We start from the raw sequence: 19446 nt of genomic DNA, 5'->3' as shown, positions 1-19446 counted from the left end.
ATGCCCATTTCGCAAACCGCTGTCCGCATCAGCCAGATGGACAAGTACTACGGCACATTCCATGCCCTGAAGGGCATCAACCTGGAGGTGGCCAAGGGTGAAAAGATCGTCGTCTGCGGCCCCTCCGGGTCGGGCAAGTCGACGCTCATCCGCTGTATCAACCGGCTGGAGGAACACCAGTCCGGCACCATCACGGTGCTGGGCACCGAACTGGATGACAACCTTGACAACATCGACGAAATCCGCCGCGAGACCGGCATGGTGTTCCAGCATTTCAACCTGTTTCCGCACATGACGATCCTGGAAAACTGCATCCTCGCGCCCAAATTGGTGCGCAAGCAGTCCCGCGCCGAGGCGGAAGAGGTGGCGATGGAATATCTCACCCGCGTCAAGATCCCCGAGCAGGCCGACAAGTATCCTGGCCAGCTCTCCGGCGGCCAGCAACAGCGGGTGGCGATTGCCCGCGCGCTCTGTATGAAGCCCGAGATCATGCTGTTCGACGAACCCACCTCGGCGCTGGACCCGGAGATGATCTCCGAGGTGCTCGATGTCATGGTGGGCCTCGCACAGGACGGGATGACGATGATCTGCGTCACCCACGAGATGGGCTTTGCCCGCCAGGTCGCCGACCGGGTGATCTTCATGGCCGACGGCGAGATCGTCGAAGAGGCCGCCCCCGAAACCTTCTTCACCACTCCGAAACACGAACGCACACAGGCCTTTCTCGGCCAGATACTGGGACACTGACATGACGACGATTGATCTCGACAAGAAGACCACCCACGACGCAGAGCACGATCCGCGCAACGACAATATCCTGATCTACGTCAACGGCGAGCTGAAGCCCAAGGCCGAGGCGGTGGTCTCGGTCTATGACGCCGGTTTCATGCTGGGCGACGGCATGTGGGAGGGCATGCGGCTCTACAACGGCAAATGGGCCTTCTTCGACGAGCACATGGACCGGATGTTCAATTCGCTCAAAGCGGTCTCCATCGACCTCGAGATCGGGCCGGACGACATCCTCGAGATCCTCAACAAGACCGCCGAGGCCAATGGCATGAACACCGACGCGCATTGCCGCCTGATGGTGACTCGCGGCCGCAAGGCCAAGCCGTTCCAGCACCCGGGTCTCAGCCGCTGGGGCGCCACCATCGTCGCGATCATCGAGCATTCGAAGCCGGTGGACCGGCTGCAATCCAAGGGCATCCGCCTGGCCACCGTGCCGCAGGTCCGCGGTTTGCCGATGAGCCAGGACGCGAAGTTCAACAGCCATTCCAAATTGAATTGCGTGATCGCCTGCATCCAGGCGGAACAGGCCGGCGCCGACGAAGGGCTGATGCTTGATCCGCATGGTTTCGTGAACACCACCAACGCCTGCAACTTTTTCATTGTGCGCCGCGGCGAGGTCTGGACCTCGACCGGCGATTACTGCATGAACGGCGTCACCCGGCAGAAGGTGATCGACCTGTGCCGCGACAATGGCATCCCGGTCTTCGAGAAGAACTATTCGCTGTTTGAAGCCTACGGCGCCGAAGAGGCCTTCCTGACGGGCACCTTCGGCGCCCAGACCCCCGTGGCAGAGATCGACGGCAAAGCCATTGGCACCGGCGACCGACCCATTACCAGGCGCATCCGGGAACTTTACAAGGAGCTCGTGGCGCGGAACACCGCCGCATGAACCTGTAGGCGATCAACAAACGCGGCCTTGTCATGATCGGCTCCGACTTATTGAACCTGGCGCTGCTTGCGGGCTGGTTCGCCGCCGGTGTCAGGCGCGAGGCAGTGACAATGAGCGACCCCGCCGCAGGCGCCGGCGGTTCTGGTCATAGACGTCAAGCCGCCGGCGCCGGATCAGCTCATGCCGTCGCTGGCGGAGTATGGCGCCGGCGAGCCCATCATTGTCACTGTCGCGACCGACGCGCCGGTCGGCTATTGCAAGGGGTATTTGGGCGCCGGGATACCGATCGTACGCAACATGCCAAACCTGCCCGCCTCGGTCAGCCACGCGGCGACGGCAATAGTGGCGCAACCGGGGCCAAGGAATTCGTTGGCGCCCGCAAGAAAACGCAGTTGATCGACAATCTGGGCTACCTGCCGGAGATGCGGCGCGGCGACAGCTTGTTCGGCAGGCGCCACGACAAATGACGGTGTGTCGCAGGACACAGCCTTCAAAAACTTGCCGAAGTCATGTGAGGATACCGGGACACTTGGCCCTTTCCGGCCGGGTGTCCCCGAAGGGAGAGACCGAAGGACTGCGGGCCCTCCCCGTCACCCAAATGACCAGCGGCTTGCGCCAAGGACCCTCCGCCGCCGGCCCGCCTTGAAAGGAAATACCCCCATGTCCAAACGCATCGCCATCATCGGCGGCGGCTACATCGGCGCCGAACTCGCGAAATCGCTCGACAATACCGCTGAGGTCACCCTGATCGAGCCGCGCAGCCATTTCGTTCATGCACCCGCAATGATCCGCGCCGTCGTCGATCCTGCGTTGCTCGACCGCGCCCTGATCCCCTACGACCGCCTATTGAAGAACGGACGGGTTCTGCGCGCCCGTGCGAACGGCATCGATGCCGACGGCGTGACGCTGGACGACGGCCAAAGAGTCGCGGCCGATTATATCGTCGTCGCCACTGGCTCATCCAATGCCACGCCCTTCAAACCTGTCGGTGACGACATCGACGGGCTGCGGCAGGCCAACCAGCGCGTTCACGACCAGCTCAACGCGGCCCGGAGGATCGGAATCGTCGGCGCGGGGGCCGTCGGCACCGAGCTGGCGGGGGAGATAGCCCATGCCATGCCGGACAAGGAGATCACGCTGATCTCGGATACAGGCCGCCTGTTTCCCACCATGCCGGAGAAGCTCGGCACGGCGTTGGCCAGCAAGCTGCGCGACGCCGGCGTGACCCTGGTACTCGGCAAAAGGGCCGAGAACCTGCAAAGCCTGACCGAGCCTTACGCGGGCCGCCTGAAGCTGTCGGACGGGTCGGAGCTGGAGTTCGACCTGATCTTCCCCGTCCTCGGCTCACGCGCCAGTTCCGAGTTGCTCGACGGCCTGCCGGACACGCAGAAGAGCACCGCGAACCGGGTCAAGGTGGATCGGTGGCTGCGCCCGTCGTCGCTGCCCAACGTCTTGGCCGCCGGAGACCTGGCCGATGCGGGGGACGGCATGACCATCGTCGCGACCAGCCGTCAGCTGCCCTGGCTCAAGGCAACGCTCAAAGGGTTCATTTCGGGCAAGCCGCTCGAACAGATGAAACCCTACAAGCCATGGGGCCCCAAGGCGCCGATCCTTGTGCCGCTCGGGCCGAAGCGCGGCAATTCTTTCCTCGGCCTGTTCACGGCAGGGGACCTTCTGACGCGCAAGATGAAAGGCGAGAACCTGTTCGTGAGAAAATACAGCAAGCTGCTGAACCGCGCGTGAGCGGCTGCGGACAGGGGATGTCCAGACGCGTTCGACAGCATAGCGCGGGCCTGCGATGGCAGCCACCAACAACGGCTTTGCCTTTGGCTCGCTGCCGTGACTGGAGGCGTTGCGCCCTTTGCTCGTCGACCGTCACCAGGGTCGCTCAGGTGCGGCCCGTCGTTCTTAACCGCCGACGCAATCGCCAAATCGCAGAGCCGACGCCGCCGCCAACCCGTTCGTTGTCCATGAAAGGGGTGAAGGCCGGGTTTGCCACGAATGCGCAGGAACCAGTGTAAGGGGAGCATCCCCCGCAGCGCTGCGGGGGATCCGTGGCAGCGCGATCAGAACGGGCTGTCGGGATAATAGAATTGTTCCGCGTTCTCCGGCGTGATCAGCACCGAACCGATGGTGAAGGTGCCCGAGACCGGCGCGGTCGAGGTCATGCCCACCGCCGTCAGTTCGATCGCAGTGGCGATCATCGACGGCGGATAGGTCACGTCGGCCGGGATCATGGTGTCGCCGTCCATGACGCGCTTGACCATCTCCTTCATGCCGGCGCCGCCCAGCACGAATTGCACGTCGTCGCGGCCCGCCGCATCGATCGCTGCCAGAACGCCCACCGCCATGTCATCATCCGAAGCCCAGACCGCATCGATCTGCTCGTGCTTGGACAGGAAATCCTGCATCACGTTGAAGCTGTCGTCGCGGTTCCAGTTGCCGTGCTCCATGTCGATGATCTCGATGCCCGAGCCTTCGATGGCGCTTTCAAAGCCCGCCACGCGCTCGTTGTCGATGGTCGTCGGGATGCCGCGCAGCACGACGATCTTGCCGCCGTCGGGCATTTTCGAGGCCATGTATTCGCCCGAAACCCGGCCGAAGCCCGGGTTGTCGCCAGCGACATAGAGATCCTCGATCCCCTCGACCGAAAGACCGCGATCGACCACCGTCACCCAGGCGCCGCCTTCGGCCACCGCCTGCACCGGCGAGGTCAGCGGCTCGCTCTCGAACGGCAGCACCACCAGCGCGCTGATGTTGCGGGTCGCCACCATGTCCTCGATGTCATTGACCTGCTTGCCCGGATCCGAGGCCGTGGCCAGCACGAAATCGAGCTCGGGATAGACCTCTTCCAGCCGTTTCACCGCCTCCTGCGCGTGAAAGTTCATGCCCCCGGCCCAGCCGTGGGTGGCGGCGGGGATCGAGACGCCAATCACCTTGGCGTCCTGCGCCATGGCCATGCCGGCGGTGACCGCCGCGGCGACCAGCCCGGTTGCGAATGTCTTCAAATATGTCATTGCTTTCCTCCCTTGGAACGGCGGGGCTTTCAGCCCTTCGCCTTGGCTTCGCGCTGCAAAATGACAGCGAGAATGATGATGACCCCCTGGATCGCGCCGTTGAGATAGGGCGACACCAGGTCAGTCAGATTGAGAATGTTGTCGATCAGGCTCAGGATCAGAACGCCGATCACCGTGCCCCAGACCCGGCCGAAACCGCCCTTGAGCACGGTTCCGCCGATGATTACCGCCGCAATCGCCTCGAGTTCCCAGAGCACGCCGGTCGAGGCCGAGGCCGAGCCCAGCCGCGGCACATACATGATGGTGGCCACCCCCACCAGCACACCGAGCATGGCATAGGTGGCAAGCCGGGTGCGGTTCACGTTGACGTTGGAATAATGCGCAACGTGCTCGCTCGATCCGGTGGCGGCACAATGCCGGCCGAAACGGGCCCGGCTCATGACCACTTCGCCGATGATCACCACCAGCGCAAAGACGATGATCGGCCAGGACACCCCGAGGATGCCGTCGAAATAGACCGGGCGATAGAAGGTGCGCAGCCCGAAATCCAGGCTCAGCGTGCCGCCGTCGGCCAACCAGGTGACGAGGCTGCGATAGATGCCCATGGTGCCGAGAGTGACGATGAAGGCCTCGATCCCCAGCGTGGTGATCAGAAAGCCGTTCAAGAGCCCGGCCAGCAGCCCGGCAATCAGCGCCGTCGCCATCCCCAGCAGAATGATCGGCACGCCCACCCCCAGCACCGGCAGCGCGGCGTTCATCACCAGGATCATCAACCCGGCAATAAAGGCCGCCATCGACCCCACCGAGAGATCCAGCCCGCCGGCGGTGATCACGAAGGTCATGCCCACCGCGATGATCCCGATAAAGGCCGAGCGCGCCAGCACGTTGGTGATATTGCCCGCACCGAGGAAATTCGGGTTCATCATCGCCCCGATCGCCACCAGCACCAGAAGCGCGATGACAGGCCCCAGCACCGACATCGACGGCAGTTTGCGCCGACGCTCCGGCATGTTCACGGTCTCGCTTGCCATCAGGCTGCCCTTTCCTTGGGATCGGCGCCGACACCCACGGCGTGGCGCACGATGGCTTCTTCGGTGATCGCCTCTCCGGCAAGTTCCCCGGCGATCCGACCTTGCCGCATCACCAGAACGCGATTGGCCAGGCCGATGATCTCTTGCATCTCGGATGAAATCACGACGATGCCATGGCCCGAAGCCGCAAGATCGCTCAGGAAGGCATAGATCTGTTGCTTGGTGCCGATGTCGATACCGCGGGTCGGCTCGTCAACGATCAGGATCTGCGGCTCGCTCTGCATGACCTTGGCCAGAAGCAGCTTCTGCTGGTTGCCGCCCGAGAGGTTGCCGACCCGCACGTCGCGCCGCCCGGCGCGAATGTCGAATTCGCGAATGGCCCGGGTCAGGGCCGCATCCTCGGCCTTTTGGTCGATCAGCAGGCCGCCAAATCTGGCGAGCGCCTGCAAGGTCAGGTTCTCGCGCATGCCCTTGTCCAGCAGCAGACCCCGCAGCTTGCGATCCTCGGTCAGGTAACACAGCCGGTGCCTGAGCGCATCCGAGGGTTTGCGGATCTGCACGCTTTGCCCTGCGATCTCGGTTCGGTCCGCCCGGGCGATGCGCAGCCCGCAGAGCCCCTCCATCGCCTCGGTCCGGCCCGAGCCGACAAGCCCCGCGATCCCGAGGATTTCGCCGGCGCGCAACGCAAAGCTCACGCCTTCGGCAAAGCCCGGCACATCCAGCCCGTCGACGCGCAGCAGCACCGGAGCATCCGCCGCTACTTCAGCCTTGGCGGGATAGAGATCGGAGACGTCGCGCCCGACCATCGCCGTCGCCATCTGGTCTTCGCTCATGTCCTGTACGGGCGCGGTCTGCACCACCATGCCATCGCGCATTACGCTGACCCGGTCGGCAATCTGCTTTACCTCGCCCAGCTTGTGCGAGGTAAAGACGATCGCCGTGCCCGTGGCGCGCAGGGCCTCGACCTGTTCGAACAGGATGGCAGCCTCGGCATTGGTCAGAACCGCTGTCGGCTCATCCATGATCAGCACGCGGGCGTCGCGGCCCAGCGCCTTGGCGATCTCGACCATCTGCTTGTCGGAGTTCGACAATTTCGACACCGGCGTATCCGGGTCCACCCGGCATTTCACCCGTGCCAGGTACTCGCGTGAGCGCCGCCGCATCTCGGCCTTGTCGAGCAGGAGCCCCCTGCGCAGCTCGCGCCCGAGGAAAATGTTCTGTTCCACCGTCAGCTGCTCGGCGAGGTTGAATTCCTGGTGGATCAGCACGATCCCCGCCGCCTCGCCCTCATGCAGCGAGGCAAAACTCACCTCTTCCCCGTCGAGCAGAATCCGCCCCGACGAGGCAGGTTGATAACCGGCGAGACATTTCATCGCCGTCGATTTGCCCGCCCCGTTCTCGCCGATCAGCGCCAGCACCTCGCCGGCGCGGATATCCAGATCGACACCGTGCAGAACCTCGACCGGGCCGAAGCTCTTGTGCACGTTGCGCAGCGACAGGACGGGCTCGGTCACAGCGTCACCCAGGCGGTATTGTCCTGCGACGACCGCACGCAGGCGCCGATGAAGGCCATGCCGTCCAGCCCGGCGCCGATCCCCGGCAGCAGCCCAAGCGCCGCGTCACGGTCGGCACCGCTCTGGACCGCACGGATCGCATCGGCGGCGCCGCCGTAGATATTGGCGAAGCCTTCCAGATAGCCTTCGGGGTGGCCCGGCGGCACACGGCTTACCGCATTGGCGGCGTCCGATGCGCCGGCCCCCATCCGCGTGATCCGCCGCGTGGCCTCTCCATGCGGCGTGAACCAGAGCTCGTTGGGGTTTTCCTGCGCCCATTCCAGCCCGCCTTTGGTGCCAAAGACCCTGAGCCGCAGCGCGTTTTCGCAGCCCGGCGCCACCTGCGAACACCACAACATCCCCCGCGCACCGCCATCGAAGCGCAGCATCACATGGGCGTTGTCGTCAAGCTTGCGCCCGGTCCCGAAGCTGTGCAGGTCGGCCGCCAGCTCCGCCCCCTTCAGCCCGGTCACGAAACAGGCGAGGTTGTAGGCATGGGTGCCGATGTCGCCGATCGACCCGCCAGCGCCCGAACGCGCCGGATCGGTGCGCCATTCCGCCTGTTTGACGCCGGCGGCTTCGACCGCATCGGTCATCCAGTCCTGCGGATATTCCGCCTGCACGACGCGGATCTCGCCCAGATCGCCCTGTGCCACCATCTCGCGCGCCTGACGCACCAGCGGATAGCCGGTGTAATTATGCGTCAGCACGAACACCGCCTTGCTGTCGGCCACTGCATGGCGCAGCGCCTCGGCATCCTCTTGCGTCGCGGTCAGCGGCTTGTCGCAGATCACATGGATGCCACGCTCGAGAAACGCCCGGGCGGCGGCGGCATGCACATGGTTCGGTGTGACGATGCTGACCGCCTCGATCCCGTCGTCGCGGCCGGCCTCGCGTTCGGCCATCTCCTCGAAGGTGCCATAAGAGCGATCTTCCGCCAGCCCCAGCGCCGCGCCGCTGGTGCGCGCCTTCTCGGGGGTTGAACTCAAGGCGCCGGCCACCAGTTCGAAGCGGTCGTCAATGCGGCTGGCGATGCGGTGCACCGCGCCGATAAAGGCGTCCGTGCCGCCGCCCACCATGCCCAGTCTGATACGGTCCATCAGTCGATCCCCAATAGCTTGCGGTTCATGTCCTCGTCGGCGCCGCCGGCGAAATCGTCAAAGGCATGCGGCGTGACCCGGATGATGTGATCCTTGACGAAGGCCGCGCCCTCGCGCGCGCCGTCTTCGGGATGTTTCAGGCAGCATTCCCATTCGACCACGGCCCAGCCGTCGAAATCATGTGCCGCCATCTTGGAAAAGATCGCCCCGAAATCAACCTGCCCGTCACCCAGGCTGCGGAACCGCCCGGCCCGCTTTTCCCAGGGCTGGAACCCGCCGTAGACGCCCTTGCGCCCGGTCGGGTTGAACTCGGCATCCTTGACGTGAAACATCTTGATGCGATCGGCGTAGATGTCGATATTATCAAGGTAATCAAGGCATTGCAGAACATAGTGGCTGGGATCGTAGAGCATGTTGCAGCGCGCATGCCCGTCCAGCCTTTCGAGGAACATCTCGAAGGTGTCGCCGTCGTGCAGATCCTCCATCGGGTGAATTTCGTAGCAGACGTCTACGCCGCAGTCGTCGGCATGGTCGAGGATCGGCCGCCAGCGCCGGGCCAACTCGTCAAACGCCGTCTCGACCATGCCTTCGGGGCGCTGGGGAAAGGGATAGACAAACGGCCAGCACAGCCCGCCGGAAAAAGTCACATGCTGCCCGATGCCCAGGTTCCTGGACGCGGTCAGCGCCTTTTTCACCTGTTCAATGGCCCAGTCGGTGCGTTCCTTGGGCTTGCCCTGCACCTCGGGCGCGGCAAAGCCATCGACCCAGGCGTCATAGGCGGGGTGCACCGCCACAAGCTGGCCGATGATATGGGTCGACAAATCCGTCACCTCGACGCCATTGGCGCGCGCCTGGCCGACCCATTCGTCGCAATAGTCCTTCGACGTCGCCAGCTTGTCGAGATCGACCAGCCGCGCGTCCCAGACCGGCACCTGCACCCCCTTGTAACCGCAGTCCGCCGCCCATTTTGTGATGCCGTCCCAGGAATTGAACGGCGCCGCGTCGCCGGCGAATTGCGCCAGGAACAGGCCGGGCCCCTTGATCGTCTTCATTGCAAATACCTCCCTGTCAAACGTAGCGATTGACGATGTTCTCGAGTATCTCCTGCCGCCCGGAAATCGGCTCGGGCGTGATCTCTCCGGCCTCGACCGGGGCCGCTACCGTGGCCAGATCGGCCCCCAGCATGGCCTGGGCCGCCGCGCTCTCCCAGCCGGCGTAGCGCGCCCGCCGGGGCGTCTCCAGGGCGTCATCCTCCAGCATCCGCGCCGCTGCCTTGAGCCCGCGGGCACAGACATCCATCGCCCCGACATGCGCCGCCACCAGATCCACCGGATCGAGCGACTGCCGCCGCAGCTTGGCGTCGAAATTGGTGCCGCCCCGGCCCAGCCCGCCGGCCTTGAGGATCTCGTAATAGGCCAGTGCCACCTCGGGCACATTGTTGGGAAACTGGTCGGTGTCCCAGCCCGACTGGTAATCGTTGCGGTTCATGTCGATCGAGCCGAGGATGCCCAACTCGCGCGCCAGCGCCAATTCGTGTTCGAACGAATGCCCGGCCAGGATCGCATGCCCCTGCTCGATATTGACCTTCACGTCCTTCTCGAGCCCGAAGCGCTGCAAGAAACCGTACACCGTCGCCACATCGTAGTCATACTGATGTTTGGTCGGCTCCTGCGGTTTGGGTTCGATCAGGATTTGCCCCTCGAACCCGATCTTGTGCTTGTAGTCCACCACCATGCTCAGGAAGCGGCCCATCCGTTCCATCTCCTGACCGAGATCGGTGTTGAGCAGTGTTTCATAGCCCTCGCGCCCGCCCCAGAGCACATAGTTCTGCCCCTTGAGCCTGTGGGTCGCATCGAGACAGGTCTTTACCGTCGCCGCCGACCAGGCATAGACATCCGGATCGGGGTTGGTCGCCGCGCCGGACATGAAACGGCGATGCGAAAACAGGTTTGCCGTGCCCCAGAGCAGCTTGACCTTCGCGTGCTCCATCTTTTCTTCGAACAGATCGATGATGGCATCGAAATTCGACCGGCTTTCGGCAAAACTCGCGCCCTCGGGCCGGATATCGGCATCATGCCAGCAGAAATACGGCACCCCGAGCAGGTCGAAGAGTTCGAAGGCCACATCCGCCTTGAGCCGCGCCGCAGCCATTTCGTCGCCGAACCAGGGCCGGTCAAAGGTCTGGCCGCCAAAGGGATCGCCACCGGGCCAGGCAAAGCTGTGCCAATAGGCGACGGCAAACCGCAGGTGATCCTCCAACCGCTTGCCCATGACCGTCTCGTCAGGATCATAGTGGCGAAAGGCCAGCCCCTCGGCCTCGGGGTCGAAACGCACCGGCGCAAGATCGCCAAAGAAATCACTCATGAACGGGGTCTCCAAATTGGGATGCCTCTGCCGCTGGGGGCAGGTTTTCACGCAGGTAGATCGCCGGCACGATCGGCGCCGGCGCAGCCAGATCGCGCCGGTCGGCCATCGCGCGCAAACATTCGAGCGCGGTCTGAATTTCATCTTCGGGCCGTTGATCGATCACCACGTCCACCAGACCGGTCTCGAGCGCCTGGCGCGAATGCGCCACCAACTCATGCAGAACCACGATCGGCCGGCCTTCGGCGCGCCGCGCCAGCACTCGCACCAGCCCGGCATTGCCCGCGCCGGCGCTGTAGATCGCGGTGATCTCGGGGTCTTCGGCCAGCCGCCGGTGCAATTCGGCCTCGACAATGTCATGCCGGTCGCGGCCTTCGATCAGCGGCGCCGAGGTCACCCGCCCGCCAGCTTCGGCCAGGGTGTCCTGCATGCCGGCCAGCCGCTCGGCGTGGTCATGCGCCGTGGCGACCCCGACAATCGGCAGCACCCGCCCGCCCCGGTCGCCATGCGCCAGCAGCAGCAACCGCCCGGCGGTGCGCCCGGCAATCGTGTTGTCGATCCCGACATAGCCATCCGGCCGGGCGCCCTGGACATCGGCCACCAGCGTCAGCACCGCCATTCCCTGCGCCCGCAGCGCATCGATGGCGGCACAGACCCGGGCATCATCGGTGCCCACCAGCGCGACGCCGTCCACCTTGTCTTCGGCCAGCCGTTCGAGACAGCCGACAAGCGCCGCCGCATCAAAGGCCGCGACGCTTTCCACCATCAGCGCGACCCGCGACACCAGCATCTCGGGCCGGGCCGTTTCCAGGATGTTGCGCAACCGCCGAAAGAAACTGTTCGGCCCTTCGGGAATGACAAAGGCAAAGCGATAGGTCCGCTTCTGCGCCAGGTTGGCGGCGGCGACATTGCGCACATAGCCCAGATCTTCGATGGCGGCCCGCACCCGGCGCACCGATTTTTCGGCCACGCCACCACGATTGTTGATCACGCGGTCCGCGGTGGCATAGCTCACCCCAGCCCGGCGCGCCACATCGCTCAAGGTTGGCGTCTGCCTGTCCATCGATTCCTCCCTCGGGCAACAGAGCAGTGAAAAAGATAGACGTCAATCATTTTTTGATAGGCGTCTATCTTTTTGCTCCCGCCCGGCGCGGACACACCGAATTTCACGCTGGTGCGTTGAGGGGATGGAACTAACCAGTAGCCGGATCAGGCATCGCGGCGATGCCTGGCGCGCCGGGTCACAGGGTCCGAAGCCGCATGCGGTCGAGCAGTTCGGTCAGCACGTCCCGCGCATGGCGGCGGTGGTCGCGGTGGACGCGGCGGGCCTTGGCGGGATCGCCGGCAAGGATGGCGGCATAGACCTGGCGATGATCTTCGTTCGACTGCACCGGCAGCGGGCGGACAAACAGCGTCGACGCCTTGGCCCGCCGGACCTGATCGCCCATCATCGCAACAATCATCTGGACCCGCGAATTGCCACCCAAACGCACCAGCTCAACGTGAAACCTCTCATCCGCCTCCGCCCAGGCCTCGAGATCCTCATCCGCGATGGCCCCGTCCATATCGTCAATCGCCGCAGCCAGTTCCGTGAGCTGTGGCTCCGAATAGCCGGCTTCGGCGGCCCGCTCGGCAGCCAGGCTTTCGAGCTCGGTCAACACATCGTAGATCTCGCGCATGTCCGTGGCCGAAACCGGCAGAATGCGCACGCCCTTGCGCGGCCGCATCTCCACCAGCCCCTGACTTTCGAGCAGGAGCGCCGCCTCGCGCACCGGCGTGCGCGACATGCCCAGCCGTTCGGCCAGTTCGGTTTCCAGATGATCGGAGCCGGCCGGCAACTCGCCCGAGAAAACCATTTCGCGCAGTTGCTGCACCGCACGTTGAGCGTTGGAGACGGGCTTCGCAGTCTTGCTTGTCACGTCGTTGCTCCGCCAAGCTGAATTTTTTGCCCCGCGGCGGCTGAGGCATAGATGGCCTGTTCGATCTCGATCACCGTCAGATAGTCGCGCGCTGTGTTTTCCAACGCCCCGCCATCCAAAAGACCTGAAATCACGTGGCTCTGCAAGCTATGTACGCAATCGCCGCCGAAGCCGTCCCATCGGTCGGGCGGCAAAAGCACCTCCTGCCCGGTGTCGCCGTGGCGGCGCAGATGCACCGCGCCGTCACCCCGGAGGTCCAGCACCCCTTCGGTGCCCTCGAACAACGCCTCGCCCATGGTGCGGCGCAGGTTGTCGGCGGCATGGTCGAGATGGCGGTTGCCGTCAAACAGCGCCCGAACCCCGCCAGGATGATCGAACAGCACAAAACCCGCATCCTCGCCGCGGATTGCCGGGTTGAGGCGGCGCAGATCGGCGTAGACATGCGAGGGGTCGCCGAGCAGCCAGCGAAAGGTGTCAACCCAATGAACGGCAGTTTCATGGATCAGAAAGCGTTCCATCCGCTGAAAATAGGGCTGTCGGTCGAGATAGGCCCGCGGCCCCTGCCCGTCGCCGGGACGCAGGCGAAAGGTGACCTGTTGCAAGGTGCCCACCGCATCCCGGGCCAGCGCCGTTTTCACAGCCCGATACCAGGGCTGGAAACGGAAATTCTCATGCACCACGATCACGGCGCCCCGGGCCTCGGCCTCGGCGGTGATGGCCCGGGCCTCGTCGAGACTGGCGCAGAACGGCTTCTGACAGATCATCCGTGTCACCCCCGCCGCAAGCGCCATCCGGATCGTCGCCGCATGGGCTTCGGGCGGCAGGATGATGTCGAGCAGGTCGGGCTTTGCCTCGGCCAGCATCCGCGCCGGATCGTCAAACGCCGGCAATCCGGTGGCGCGGGCTCTGGCGAGATCGCGATCGCAGGCGGCGACAGCGCGGGCGCGCGGCATGCGCGCCCAGCTGCCATAATGGAACTGGCTGAAATAGCCTGCCCCGACGCAGGCCACCCGCAACGGCGCAGCGCTCATGCGGCACGCGCCGTCCGAAGCACCCGCTGCACCGCTCCGGCGGCCGCATCGGTGCCGGCGGTCCCGCCGAGATCGCGGGTCAGGCAATCGCCGCTTGCGATCACCGCCTCGACCGCCTCGCGCAGACGCACGCCATCGGTGCGCAGCGCGGCGTTGTCATGCTTGAGGCCCAGCCAGTCGAGCATCATCGCCGCCGAGAGGATCATCGCATGCGGATTGGCCACGCCCTGACCGGCGATATCGGGGGCCGAGCCATGGCAGGGTTGGAACACCGCCTGTTTCAGCCCGATGTCGGCCGAAGGCGCGAGGCCAAGCCCACCCATCAGCCCGGCACCGAGATCGGAGAGAATGTCGCCAAACATGTTTTCCGTCACCAGCACGTCGAAATCCCAGGGCTTTTGTACCATCCAGAGCGCGGTGGCGTCGACATAGGCATGTTCGGCCGCGAGATCGGGGTATTCCGTCGCGATCTCGTCAAAGATGCCGCGGAAAAAGGCGAAGGCCCGAAACACATTGGCCTTGTCGACGCAGGTTACCCGGCCCGGCCCGCGCCCGGCCTGCCTGCGGCTTCGGGCCAGATCGAAGGAGAAGCGGAACAGTTTCTCCGAAATCTCGCGGGTGATGCGCAGGGTCTCGCGCGCCTCGGTCTCGCTGACCACGCCAGTGCCCATGGAATAGAACAGCCCCTCGGTGCTCTCGCGCACCAACACGAAGTCAATCTCGCGCCCCTCGGGCAGGGTCAGCGGCCCGGCCTGGCCCTGCCGCACGCTCACCGGACGGATGCCGGCAAAGAGATCGAAGGCCATGCGCAGCTCGATTTGCGGCGAAATCTCGGTGCCGTCGGGATAGCGCACATCCGGCAGGCCCATGGCCGAGAGCAGGATCGCATCCGCCGCCGCAGCGACCCGCAGTGACTCGGCGGGCAAGGATTCGCCGGTCCGGGCGTAATGCCCCGCCCCGGCGGGCAAAGTGACAAATCTCAGGTCATATCCGGTCGAGGCAGCGGCCAGTTGTTTCAGCAGGGCAATTGTGGGGGTGGTGATTTCCGGCCCGATACCATCGCCTTCGAATACGGCAATCTCATATGTTTCGGTCATGTCTGGCTTTGCCTTCTCGGTGGTTGCGGGTGCGCCGGGCATTCAGCGAACGGCGTTGACAGCGCGCCTTTTAATGCATACACAAAAAAACGCAATAAGCAACGCAAAACCTTTGGGAGGAATTGGCGGATGAAGATTTCGATCACCAGAACGTTGGCGGCGCTGGCGCTGACCGGCGGGATTGCCGGCGTCGCAGCAGCCCAGGACTATCCTTATCGCGACATCACCACCGCCGTGGTCTGGGGCGCCGGCGGCGGCACCGACACGATCAACCGGATGATCATGGCCGAGATGGAGAAACACCTGCCGGTATCCATCAACGTCATCAACCAGACCGGCGGCGTCGCCGGATCGAACGGTATGGTTTATGCCGCCAACCAGCCGGACGACGGCTATACGCTGGTCGGCCTCTCGGAATCGAATGTCACCGCGGCCGTCCAGGGCGGCTGGGACAAGAAATTCGACTATTGGTATCCTTTCATCGTCGGCGGCTCGCCCGATCTGATCTCGGTGCCGGCCGACAGCCCGCACGACAGCCTGAGCGATCTGATCGAGGCCGCCATGGCCGAACCCGGTTCGATCCCGGCCGCCGCCGGCGGCGCCGGGTCGATCCACCACCTGAACCTCCTGGCCTTGGAACAGGGCTCCGGCGCACGGTTCAAATTCGTGCCATACAAGGGCTCCGCACCCGGCCAGGAAGCGGCGATTGCCGGCGAAGTGGCGTTGGTCGTGACCTCGCTGGCGGAACAGGCCGCGCTGATCGAGGGCGGCCAGCTCAAGCCCCTGGCAATGCTGACCCCCGACAGCGTCGAGATCGCCGGCCAGACCGTGCCCTCGGCCTTTGACAGCTATGCCGGCCTGTCCGAGGTGCTGCCGCTGAAACAGGCGATCGGCTTTGCGGTGCACGACTCGGCGCCGGAAAACGTCAAGGCGACGCTGGCCGGGGCCTTTGAAAAGGCAATGGCCTCGGATACCGTTGCGACGTGGGCCGAGGTCAACAAATACGACATCGGCGGTCAGTATGGTGAAGCGGCCCAGGCGCTGTTCTCGACCCTGGAGAGCACCTTTGCCTATACGCTCAAGGATCTGGGAGCAGCCAAGGTCATGCCCGAAGACCTCGGCATCGAGAAACCGTAAGTCCAGAGCGCCCCGGCCGCACCGGGGCGTTGCATCCGGCGGGTGCCCCGGCACCCGCCCCTGCCGTTGGGAGGCCCGCCTTGGACAATTCACCCGATACCGCGGCACAAGACATTGCCCGCCTGCGTGCCCGTGATTTCTGGAGTGCGCTGGCGCTCATCGTGTTGGCGTTGTTCTTTTTGTGGAAGACGCTCGACATCCCGCTCGGCGGCGGCAACGGCGCGGGCGTGAACAACGCCGACTGGTACACTTCGGCCGCCATCGTGCCGCTGGGCCTCTTCGGCGCGCTGCTGGTGCTGGCTCTGGTGCTGCTCGCGATCTCGATCCGCTCGGGCGGCGCGGCACAGGCGCTGAGCGCCGCCGGCCTTGGCTGGTCGGCCTCCGAGGTCTGGCGCTTTGTCGCCGTGGCACTGATGCTGCTTGCCTATATTGCCGGGCTGGTGCCCAGGGTCGACTTCATCCTCGCTTCGGCGCTGCTGATCACCGCACTGATCGCCAGTTTCCACGGCCGGCCAGAGCCGCGCCCGCTGCTGCCGCTGCTTGCCATCGCCGGCGCCGCACTGGTAGCGCTGACGATGCATTTCCCGCGCGCCGAATGGGCCCGGCACGGCGACGATTGGGTGGCGCTGGCGCTGCTCGTCGCGCTGACGCTCTGGCATCAGGCAACCGGCCCAAGGGGAACCGCCCTGCGGCTGACCCCGGTGCTGGCCATCGGCGTGCCGCTGCTGCTGATCTGTGCCATGGCCTTCGGGTTTCGCCAGAACGTGCCGAACCGCGGCGGGCTGATCTTTGCCAAGATCGAATACGGCTATTACGTGCATCTGCGCCCGATCTGGAGGTCCTGAGATGGAATTCATCTTCGGACAACTGGCAGGATTCGGCATGGCCTTCGCCACGCTGGTCAGCGACCCCTGGACCTATGTCTATCTGATCACATCGGTGTTTCTCGGCATCACCTTCGGCGCGCTGCCGGGGCTGACGGCGACGCTGGCGGTGACGATCCTGACCGGCTTTTTCGGCAACAAGATCCCGCTGGATTACGCGCTGATCGCCTTGCTCGGCGCCTATGTCGGTGCGATCTACGGCGGATCCTATCCGTCGATTCTGCTCAACATCCCCGGCACGGCCGCCAGCGCCGCAACCGCGATGGACGGCTATCCGCTGGCCAAACAGGGCCGCGGTGCCGAAGCGCTTGGCCTGACCACCACCGCCAGTTTCATCGGCACGCTGGTGGGCACCGTGGCATTGCTGATCTTCGTCTGGGTGCTGCTTTTGATTTCCAAGAACATCGCCAGCCCGGAAAAGGCCTTGCTGGCGCTCTTCGGTATCCTGCTGTCGGGCACCTTGATGAGCGCGGATCTCGCGATCAAGGGCTGGATCGCGGGGCTGATCGGCCTGGCACTGGCCATGGTCGGGATGGATCCGATCCTGAGCGAGGCGCGCTACACCTTCGGCTGGTCCTATCTGCTCTCGGGAATCGCCGTGGTGCCGGTGCTGATGGGCGCCTTTGCCGTGCCGCAGATCATCGAAGGCATGCGCCACGTCAGAGCCGGCCGGGTGGCCGAGCTGAACGGTCGCATCCTGCCCAACATGACCGCCATGCGCCGTTACCTGCCCACCATCGGGCGTTCGGGCGTGATCGGCACCGGTGTCGGCGCCTTGCCCGGCGTTGGAGAGGATGTGGCAGGCTGGGTCAGCTACGGTGTCGGCAAGAGCGTCTCCGAAGAGGGCGACAGCTTCGGCAAAGGGTCGCTCGAGGGGCTGCTGTGTTCCGAAACCGCCAACAATGCCTGCATCGGCGGCGCGCTGATCCCGCTGCTGGTGCTGGGCATCCCGGGCTCGCCGCCGGCGGCGGCGCTGATGGGCGCCTTCAAGATCAACAATGTGATCCCCGGCCCCACCATCGACCCCGAGATCATCCTGCGGGTTGTCGCCATCATGGTGCTGGCCAGTTTCACCATGTTTGTCTTGGGGCTGTTCACCGCCCGCATCTTCATCAAGGTGCTGCGCATTCCGCAGACCGTCTTTCTGCCGCTGGTCATGGTGCTGACCACAATCGGATCGTTCAGTGTCGGCGGCGGGCTCAACGATCTCTACCTGATGCTGGGCGTGGGGCTGGTGGCCTATGTGATGAACCTGCTGTGCTATCCGATCGCGCCACTGGTGATCGGCGTGATCCTCGGCGGCATGTTCGACGAAACCTTCCGCCGCTCGTTGCTGCTCTCGGACGGGGACCTCTCGGTCTTTGTCTCACGGCCCGGCGCGGCACTTCTTCTGACCCTGATTATTGCCCTGATCCTCGGCCAGATGCCGGGGGCGAAACGGGCCATCCGACGCCTGAAAGGACGCACAACCTGATGTATGCCGTGACTGTGAGTTTCACCCTGCGCCCCGGTGCGCGGGCCGACTTTCTGCCGCTGATGGCCGAAAACGCGCGGCTGTCGCTGCAACGCGAAGCCGGATGCCGGCAGTTCGACGTCTGCACCGACGGAGGCGAGGAGATCTTTCTTTACGAGATCTACGACAGTGCCCAGGCGTTCGAGACGCATCTGAAAAGCCCGCATTTCCAAAGCTTCGATGCTGCCGTCGCAGGCATGATCGCCGACAAATCGGTCACCACCTTTGCCGAGGTGCTGCGATGAGCGCCTGGGAGGTTCACGCCGTCAAATACGCCGCGCGCAATGCCCGCAGCCGCGCCGACAGTTTCCTCTTCGACGACAACCACGACGCGCCACATGCCATGGACTATTACATCTGGGTGCTGCGGCGGGGGGACGAGGTGCTCCTCGTCGACACCGGCTATGACGACGCCGAAGCGCAGGCGCGGGGCCGACCGATCGAGCTCGACCCGCGCGCGGCGCTGAAGCCACTGGGCCTTGCGCCCGAGGCAGTGTCGCAGGTGATCGTCACCCATCTGCACTACGACCATGCCGGCGGGCTCCACCTGTTCCCCAATGCCAAGCTGCACATGCAGGCCGCCGAAATGCAATTCGCCACCGGCCCCTGCATGTGCCACGACACCCTGCGCGCGCCATTTTCGGCGCCGCATGTCTGCGAGGCGGTGACCCGGCTGTATTCCGGCAAGGTGGTGTTTCACGACGGCGACGCCGAGATCGCCGAAGGCGTGACGGTACATTGCATCGGCGGCCATTCGCGCGGGCTGCAATGCGTCCGGGTGCGCACGGCAGCAGGCTGGATGGTGCTGGCCTCCGACGCGGCGCATTACTACGAGAATGTCTTTGCCCGAAAACCCTTCCCGATCGTCGTCGATCTGCAAGATATGTTCGATGGGTTCACCCGGCTCGAGGCGCTGGCCTCCGATCGCCGGCTGATCGTGCCGGGTCACGATCCGCAGGTGCGGCGGCTTTACCCCCAAGGCGTGGCGCCCCATATCTTCCGGCTCGATCATGGGCCCGAAGGCGATCCGACCGAGAGCGGGTTGCGCCCCTCGTAACACAACGGCGGTCCCGCCGGCGCGGGGCCGAAAGCCCCGCCCTGCGCCCACGGTTGGCCGCCGTG

At 64.7% G+C, this 19446-nt stretch carries 19 protein-coding genes; 9 read left to right on the top strand and 10 right to left on the bottom strand.

Annotation, left to right across the window (positions count from 1 at the left end; all coding sequences use genetic code 11):
- From BMW90_RS26415 to BMW90_RS16910, 4 genes are read left to right on the top strand one after another with little or no spacing between them, the layout of a single operon-like run.
- On the top strand, positions 1–747 hold the full coding sequence (locus tag BMW90_RS26415) for an amino acid ABC transporter ATP-binding protein (RefSeq protein ID WP_048534462.1): 747 nt from the start codon (positions 1–3) through the stop codon (positions 745–747).
- 1 nt (position 748) lies between these two features.
- The gene (locus BMW90_RS16920) at positions 749–1678 is read left to right on the top strand and encodes an aminotransferase class IV (protein WP_074837592.1); all 930 of its coding nucleotides are present in this window, start codon (positions 749–751) and stop codon (positions 1676–1678) included.
- A gap of 32 nt (positions 1679–1710) precedes the next feature.
- Positions 1711–2145, top strand: a complete 435-nt coding sequence (locus BMW90_RS26410) for a hypothetical protein (RefSeq protein ID WP_139211430.1) — start codon at positions 1711–1713, stop codon at positions 2143–2145.
- Between the two features lie 4 nt (positions 2146–2149).
- Positions 2150–3421, top strand: a complete 1272-nt coding sequence (locus tag BMW90_RS16910) for an NAD(P)/FAD-dependent oxidoreductase (protein ID WP_085851829.1) — start codon at positions 2150–2152, stop codon at positions 3419–3421.
- Positions 3422–3744: 323 nt separating this feature from the next.
- Here BMW90_RS16910 and BMW90_RS16905 read toward each other — a convergent pair whose 3' ends face one another.
- From BMW90_RS16905 to BMW90_RS16860, 10 genes are all read right to left on the bottom strand, one after another.
- A complete protein-coding gene (locus tag BMW90_RS16905; protein ID WP_074837590.1) occupies positions 3745–4695 on the bottom strand; it encodes an ABC transporter substrate-binding protein in 951 nt (316 codons plus the stop codon).
- 29 nt (positions 4696–4724) lie between these two features.
- The gene (locus BMW90_RS16900; protein ID WP_074837589.1) at positions 4725–5726 is read right to left on the bottom strand and encodes an ABC transporter permease; all 1002 of its coding nucleotides are present in this window, start codon (positions 5724–5726) and stop codon (positions 4725–4727) included.
- Positions 5726–7240, bottom strand: a complete 1515-nt coding sequence (locus BMW90_RS16895) for a sugar ABC transporter ATP-binding protein (protein WP_074837588.1) — start codon at positions 7238–7240, stop codon at positions 5726–5728. Before BMW90_RS16895 ends, BMW90_RS16900 begins: the two co-directional genes overlap by 1 nt.
- Positions 7237–8379 (bottom strand): Gfo/Idh/MocA family protein, encoded by a 1143-nt coding sequence (locus BMW90_RS16890; protein WP_048534471.1) that lies wholly within the window; start codon positions 8377–8379, stop codon positions 7237–7239. Before BMW90_RS16890 ends, BMW90_RS16895 begins: the two co-directional genes overlap by 4 nt.
- Complete coding sequence (locus BMW90_RS16885; RefSeq protein ID WP_048534473.1) at positions 8379–9431, bottom strand: sugar phosphate isomerase/epimerase family protein; 1053 nt, start codon at positions 9429–9431, stop codon at positions 8379–8381. The genes BMW90_RS16890 and BMW90_RS16885 overlap by 1 nt, the downstream gene beginning before the upstream one ends.
- A 16-nt stretch (positions 9432–9447) precedes the next feature.
- The gene (gene xylA, locus BMW90_RS16880) at positions 9448–10743 is read right to left on the bottom strand and encodes a xylose isomerase (protein WP_074837587.1); all 1296 of its coding nucleotides are present in this window, start codon (positions 10741–10743) and stop codon (positions 9448–9450) included.
- Positions 10736–11806, bottom strand: a complete 1071-nt coding sequence (locus BMW90_RS16875; protein WP_074837586.1) for a LacI family DNA-binding transcriptional regulator — start codon at positions 11804–11806, stop codon at positions 10736–10738. The genes xylA and BMW90_RS16875 overlap by 8 nt, the downstream gene beginning before the upstream one ends.
- A 178-nt stretch (positions 11807–11984) precedes the next feature.
- Positions 11985–12662: a GntR family transcriptional regulator gene (locus tag BMW90_RS16870; RefSeq protein ID WP_074837585.1), complete on the bottom strand. Its 678-nt coding sequence runs from the start codon at positions 12660–12662 to the stop codon at positions 11985–11987.
- The gene (locus tag BMW90_RS16865) at positions 12659–13693 is read right to left on the bottom strand and encodes a Gfo/Idh/MocA family protein (protein ID WP_074837584.1); all 1035 of its coding nucleotides are present in this window, start codon (positions 13691–13693) and stop codon (positions 12659–12661) included. Before BMW90_RS16865 ends, BMW90_RS16870 begins: the two co-directional genes overlap by 4 nt.
- A complete protein-coding gene (locus tag BMW90_RS16860) occupies positions 13690–14790 on the bottom strand; it encodes an isocitrate/isopropylmalate dehydrogenase family protein (protein ID WP_074837583.1) in 1101 nt (366 codons plus the stop codon). Before BMW90_RS16860 ends, BMW90_RS16865 begins: the two co-directional genes overlap by 4 nt.
- 129 nt (positions 14791–14919) lie before the next feature.
- Here BMW90_RS16860 and BMW90_RS16855 point away from each other — a divergent pair, with 129 nt between their 5' ends.
- From BMW90_RS16855 to BMW90_RS16835, 5 genes are all read left to right on the top strand, one after another.
- Positions 14920–15927 carry a Bug family tripartite tricarboxylate transporter substrate binding protein gene (locus BMW90_RS16855; protein ID WP_074837582.1) on the top strand — a complete coding sequence of 336 codons (1008 nt, stop codon included), beginning with the start codon at positions 14920–14922 and terminating at the stop codon, positions 15925–15927.
- Between the two features lie 80 nt (positions 15928–16007).
- Positions 16008–16772 (top strand): hypothetical protein, encoded by a 765-nt coding sequence (locus BMW90_RS16850; RefSeq protein ID WP_074837581.1) that lies wholly within the window; start codon positions 16008–16010, stop codon positions 16770–16772.
- Between the two features lies 1 nt (position 16773).
- Positions 16774–18285 (top strand): tripartite tricarboxylate transporter permease, encoded by a 1512-nt coding sequence (locus BMW90_RS16845; RefSeq protein WP_074837580.1) that lies wholly within the window; start codon positions 16774–16776, stop codon positions 18283–18285.
- Positions 18285–18569: a putative quinol monooxygenase gene (locus tag BMW90_RS16840; protein WP_074837579.1), complete on the top strand. Its 285-nt coding sequence runs from the start codon at positions 18285–18287 to the stop codon at positions 18567–18569. Before BMW90_RS16845 ends, BMW90_RS16840 begins: the two co-directional genes overlap by 1 nt.
- Positions 18566–19381, top strand: coding sequence for an N-acyl homoserine lactonase family protein (locus BMW90_RS16835; protein ID WP_074837578.1), 816 nt, complete (start codon positions 18566–18568; stop codon positions 19379–19381). The genes BMW90_RS16840 and BMW90_RS16835 overlap by 4 nt, the downstream gene beginning before the upstream one ends.
- The last annotated feature ends 65 nt before the right edge of the window (positions 19382–19446 follow it).

Origin of the sequence: Marinovum algicola (genome assembly GCF_900109145.1) — a bacterium.
Lineage (GTDB): Bacteria > Pseudomonadota > Alphaproteobacteria > Rhodobacterales > Rhodobacteraceae > Marinovum > Marinovum algicola.
This window is presented reverse-complemented; position numbering and strand designations above follow the sequence as displayed.

Bases quoted from the DNA above. Each gene is read 5' to 3' on its own strand.
- BMW90_RS16835 (WP_074837578.1), top strand. From the start codon at position 18,566: ATGAGCGCCTGGGAGGTTCACGCCGTCAAATACGCCGCGCGCAATGCC.
- BMW90_RS16920 (WP_074837592.1), top strand. From the start codon at position 749: ATGACGACGATTGATCTCGACAAGAAGACCACCCACGACGCAGAGCAC.
- BMW90_RS16840 (WP_074837579.1), top strand. From the start codon at position 18,285: ATGTATGCCGTGACTGTGAGTTTCACCCTGCGCCCCGGTGCGCGGGCC.
- BMW90_RS16900 (WP_074837589.1), bottom strand. From the start codon at position 5,726: ATGGCAAGCGAGACCGTGAACATGCCGGAGCGTCGGCGCAAACTGCCG.
- BMW90_RS16905 (WP_074837590.1), bottom strand. From the start codon at position 4,695: ATGACATATTTGAAGACATTCGCAACCGGGCTGGTCGCCGCGGCGGTC.
- BMW90_RS16890 (WP_048534471.1), bottom strand. From the start codon at position 8,379: ATGGACCGTATCAGACTGGGCATGGTGGGCGGCGGCACGGACGCCTTT.
- BMW90_RS16855 (WP_074837582.1), top strand. From the start codon at position 14,920: ATGAAGATTTCGATCACCAGAACGTTGGCGGCGCTGGCGCTGACCGGC.
- BMW90_RS16875 (WP_074837586.1), bottom strand. From the start codon at position 11,806: ATGGACAGGCAGACGCCAACCTTGAGCGATGTGGCGCGCCGGGCTGGG.
- BMW90_RS16860 (WP_074837583.1), bottom strand. From the start codon at position 14,790: ATGACCGAAACATATGAGATTGCCGTATTCGAAGGCGATGGTATCGGG.
- BMW90_RS16845 (WP_074837580.1), top strand. From the start codon at position 16,774: ATGGAATTCATCTTCGGACAACTGGCAGGATTCGGCATGGCCTTCGCC.
- BMW90_RS16865 (WP_074837584.1), bottom strand. From the start codon at position 13,693: ATGAGCGCTGCGCCGTTGCGGGTGGCCTGCGTCGGGGCAGGCTATTTC.
- BMW90_RS16885 (WP_048534473.1), bottom strand. From the start codon at position 9,431: ATGAAGACGATCAAGGGGCCCGGCCTGTTCCTGGCGCAATTCGCCGGC.
- BMW90_RS26415 (WP_048534462.1), top strand. From the start codon at position 1: ATGCCCATTTCGCAAACCGCTGTCCGCATCAGCCAGATGGACAAGTAC.
- xylA (WP_074837587.1), bottom strand. From the start codon at position 10,743: ATGAGTGATTTCTTTGGCGATCTTGCGCCGGTGCGTTTCGACCCCGAG.
- BMW90_RS26410 (WP_139211430.1), top strand. From the start codon at position 1,711: ATGATCGGCTCCGACTTATTGAACCTGGCGCTGCTTGCGGGCTGGTTC.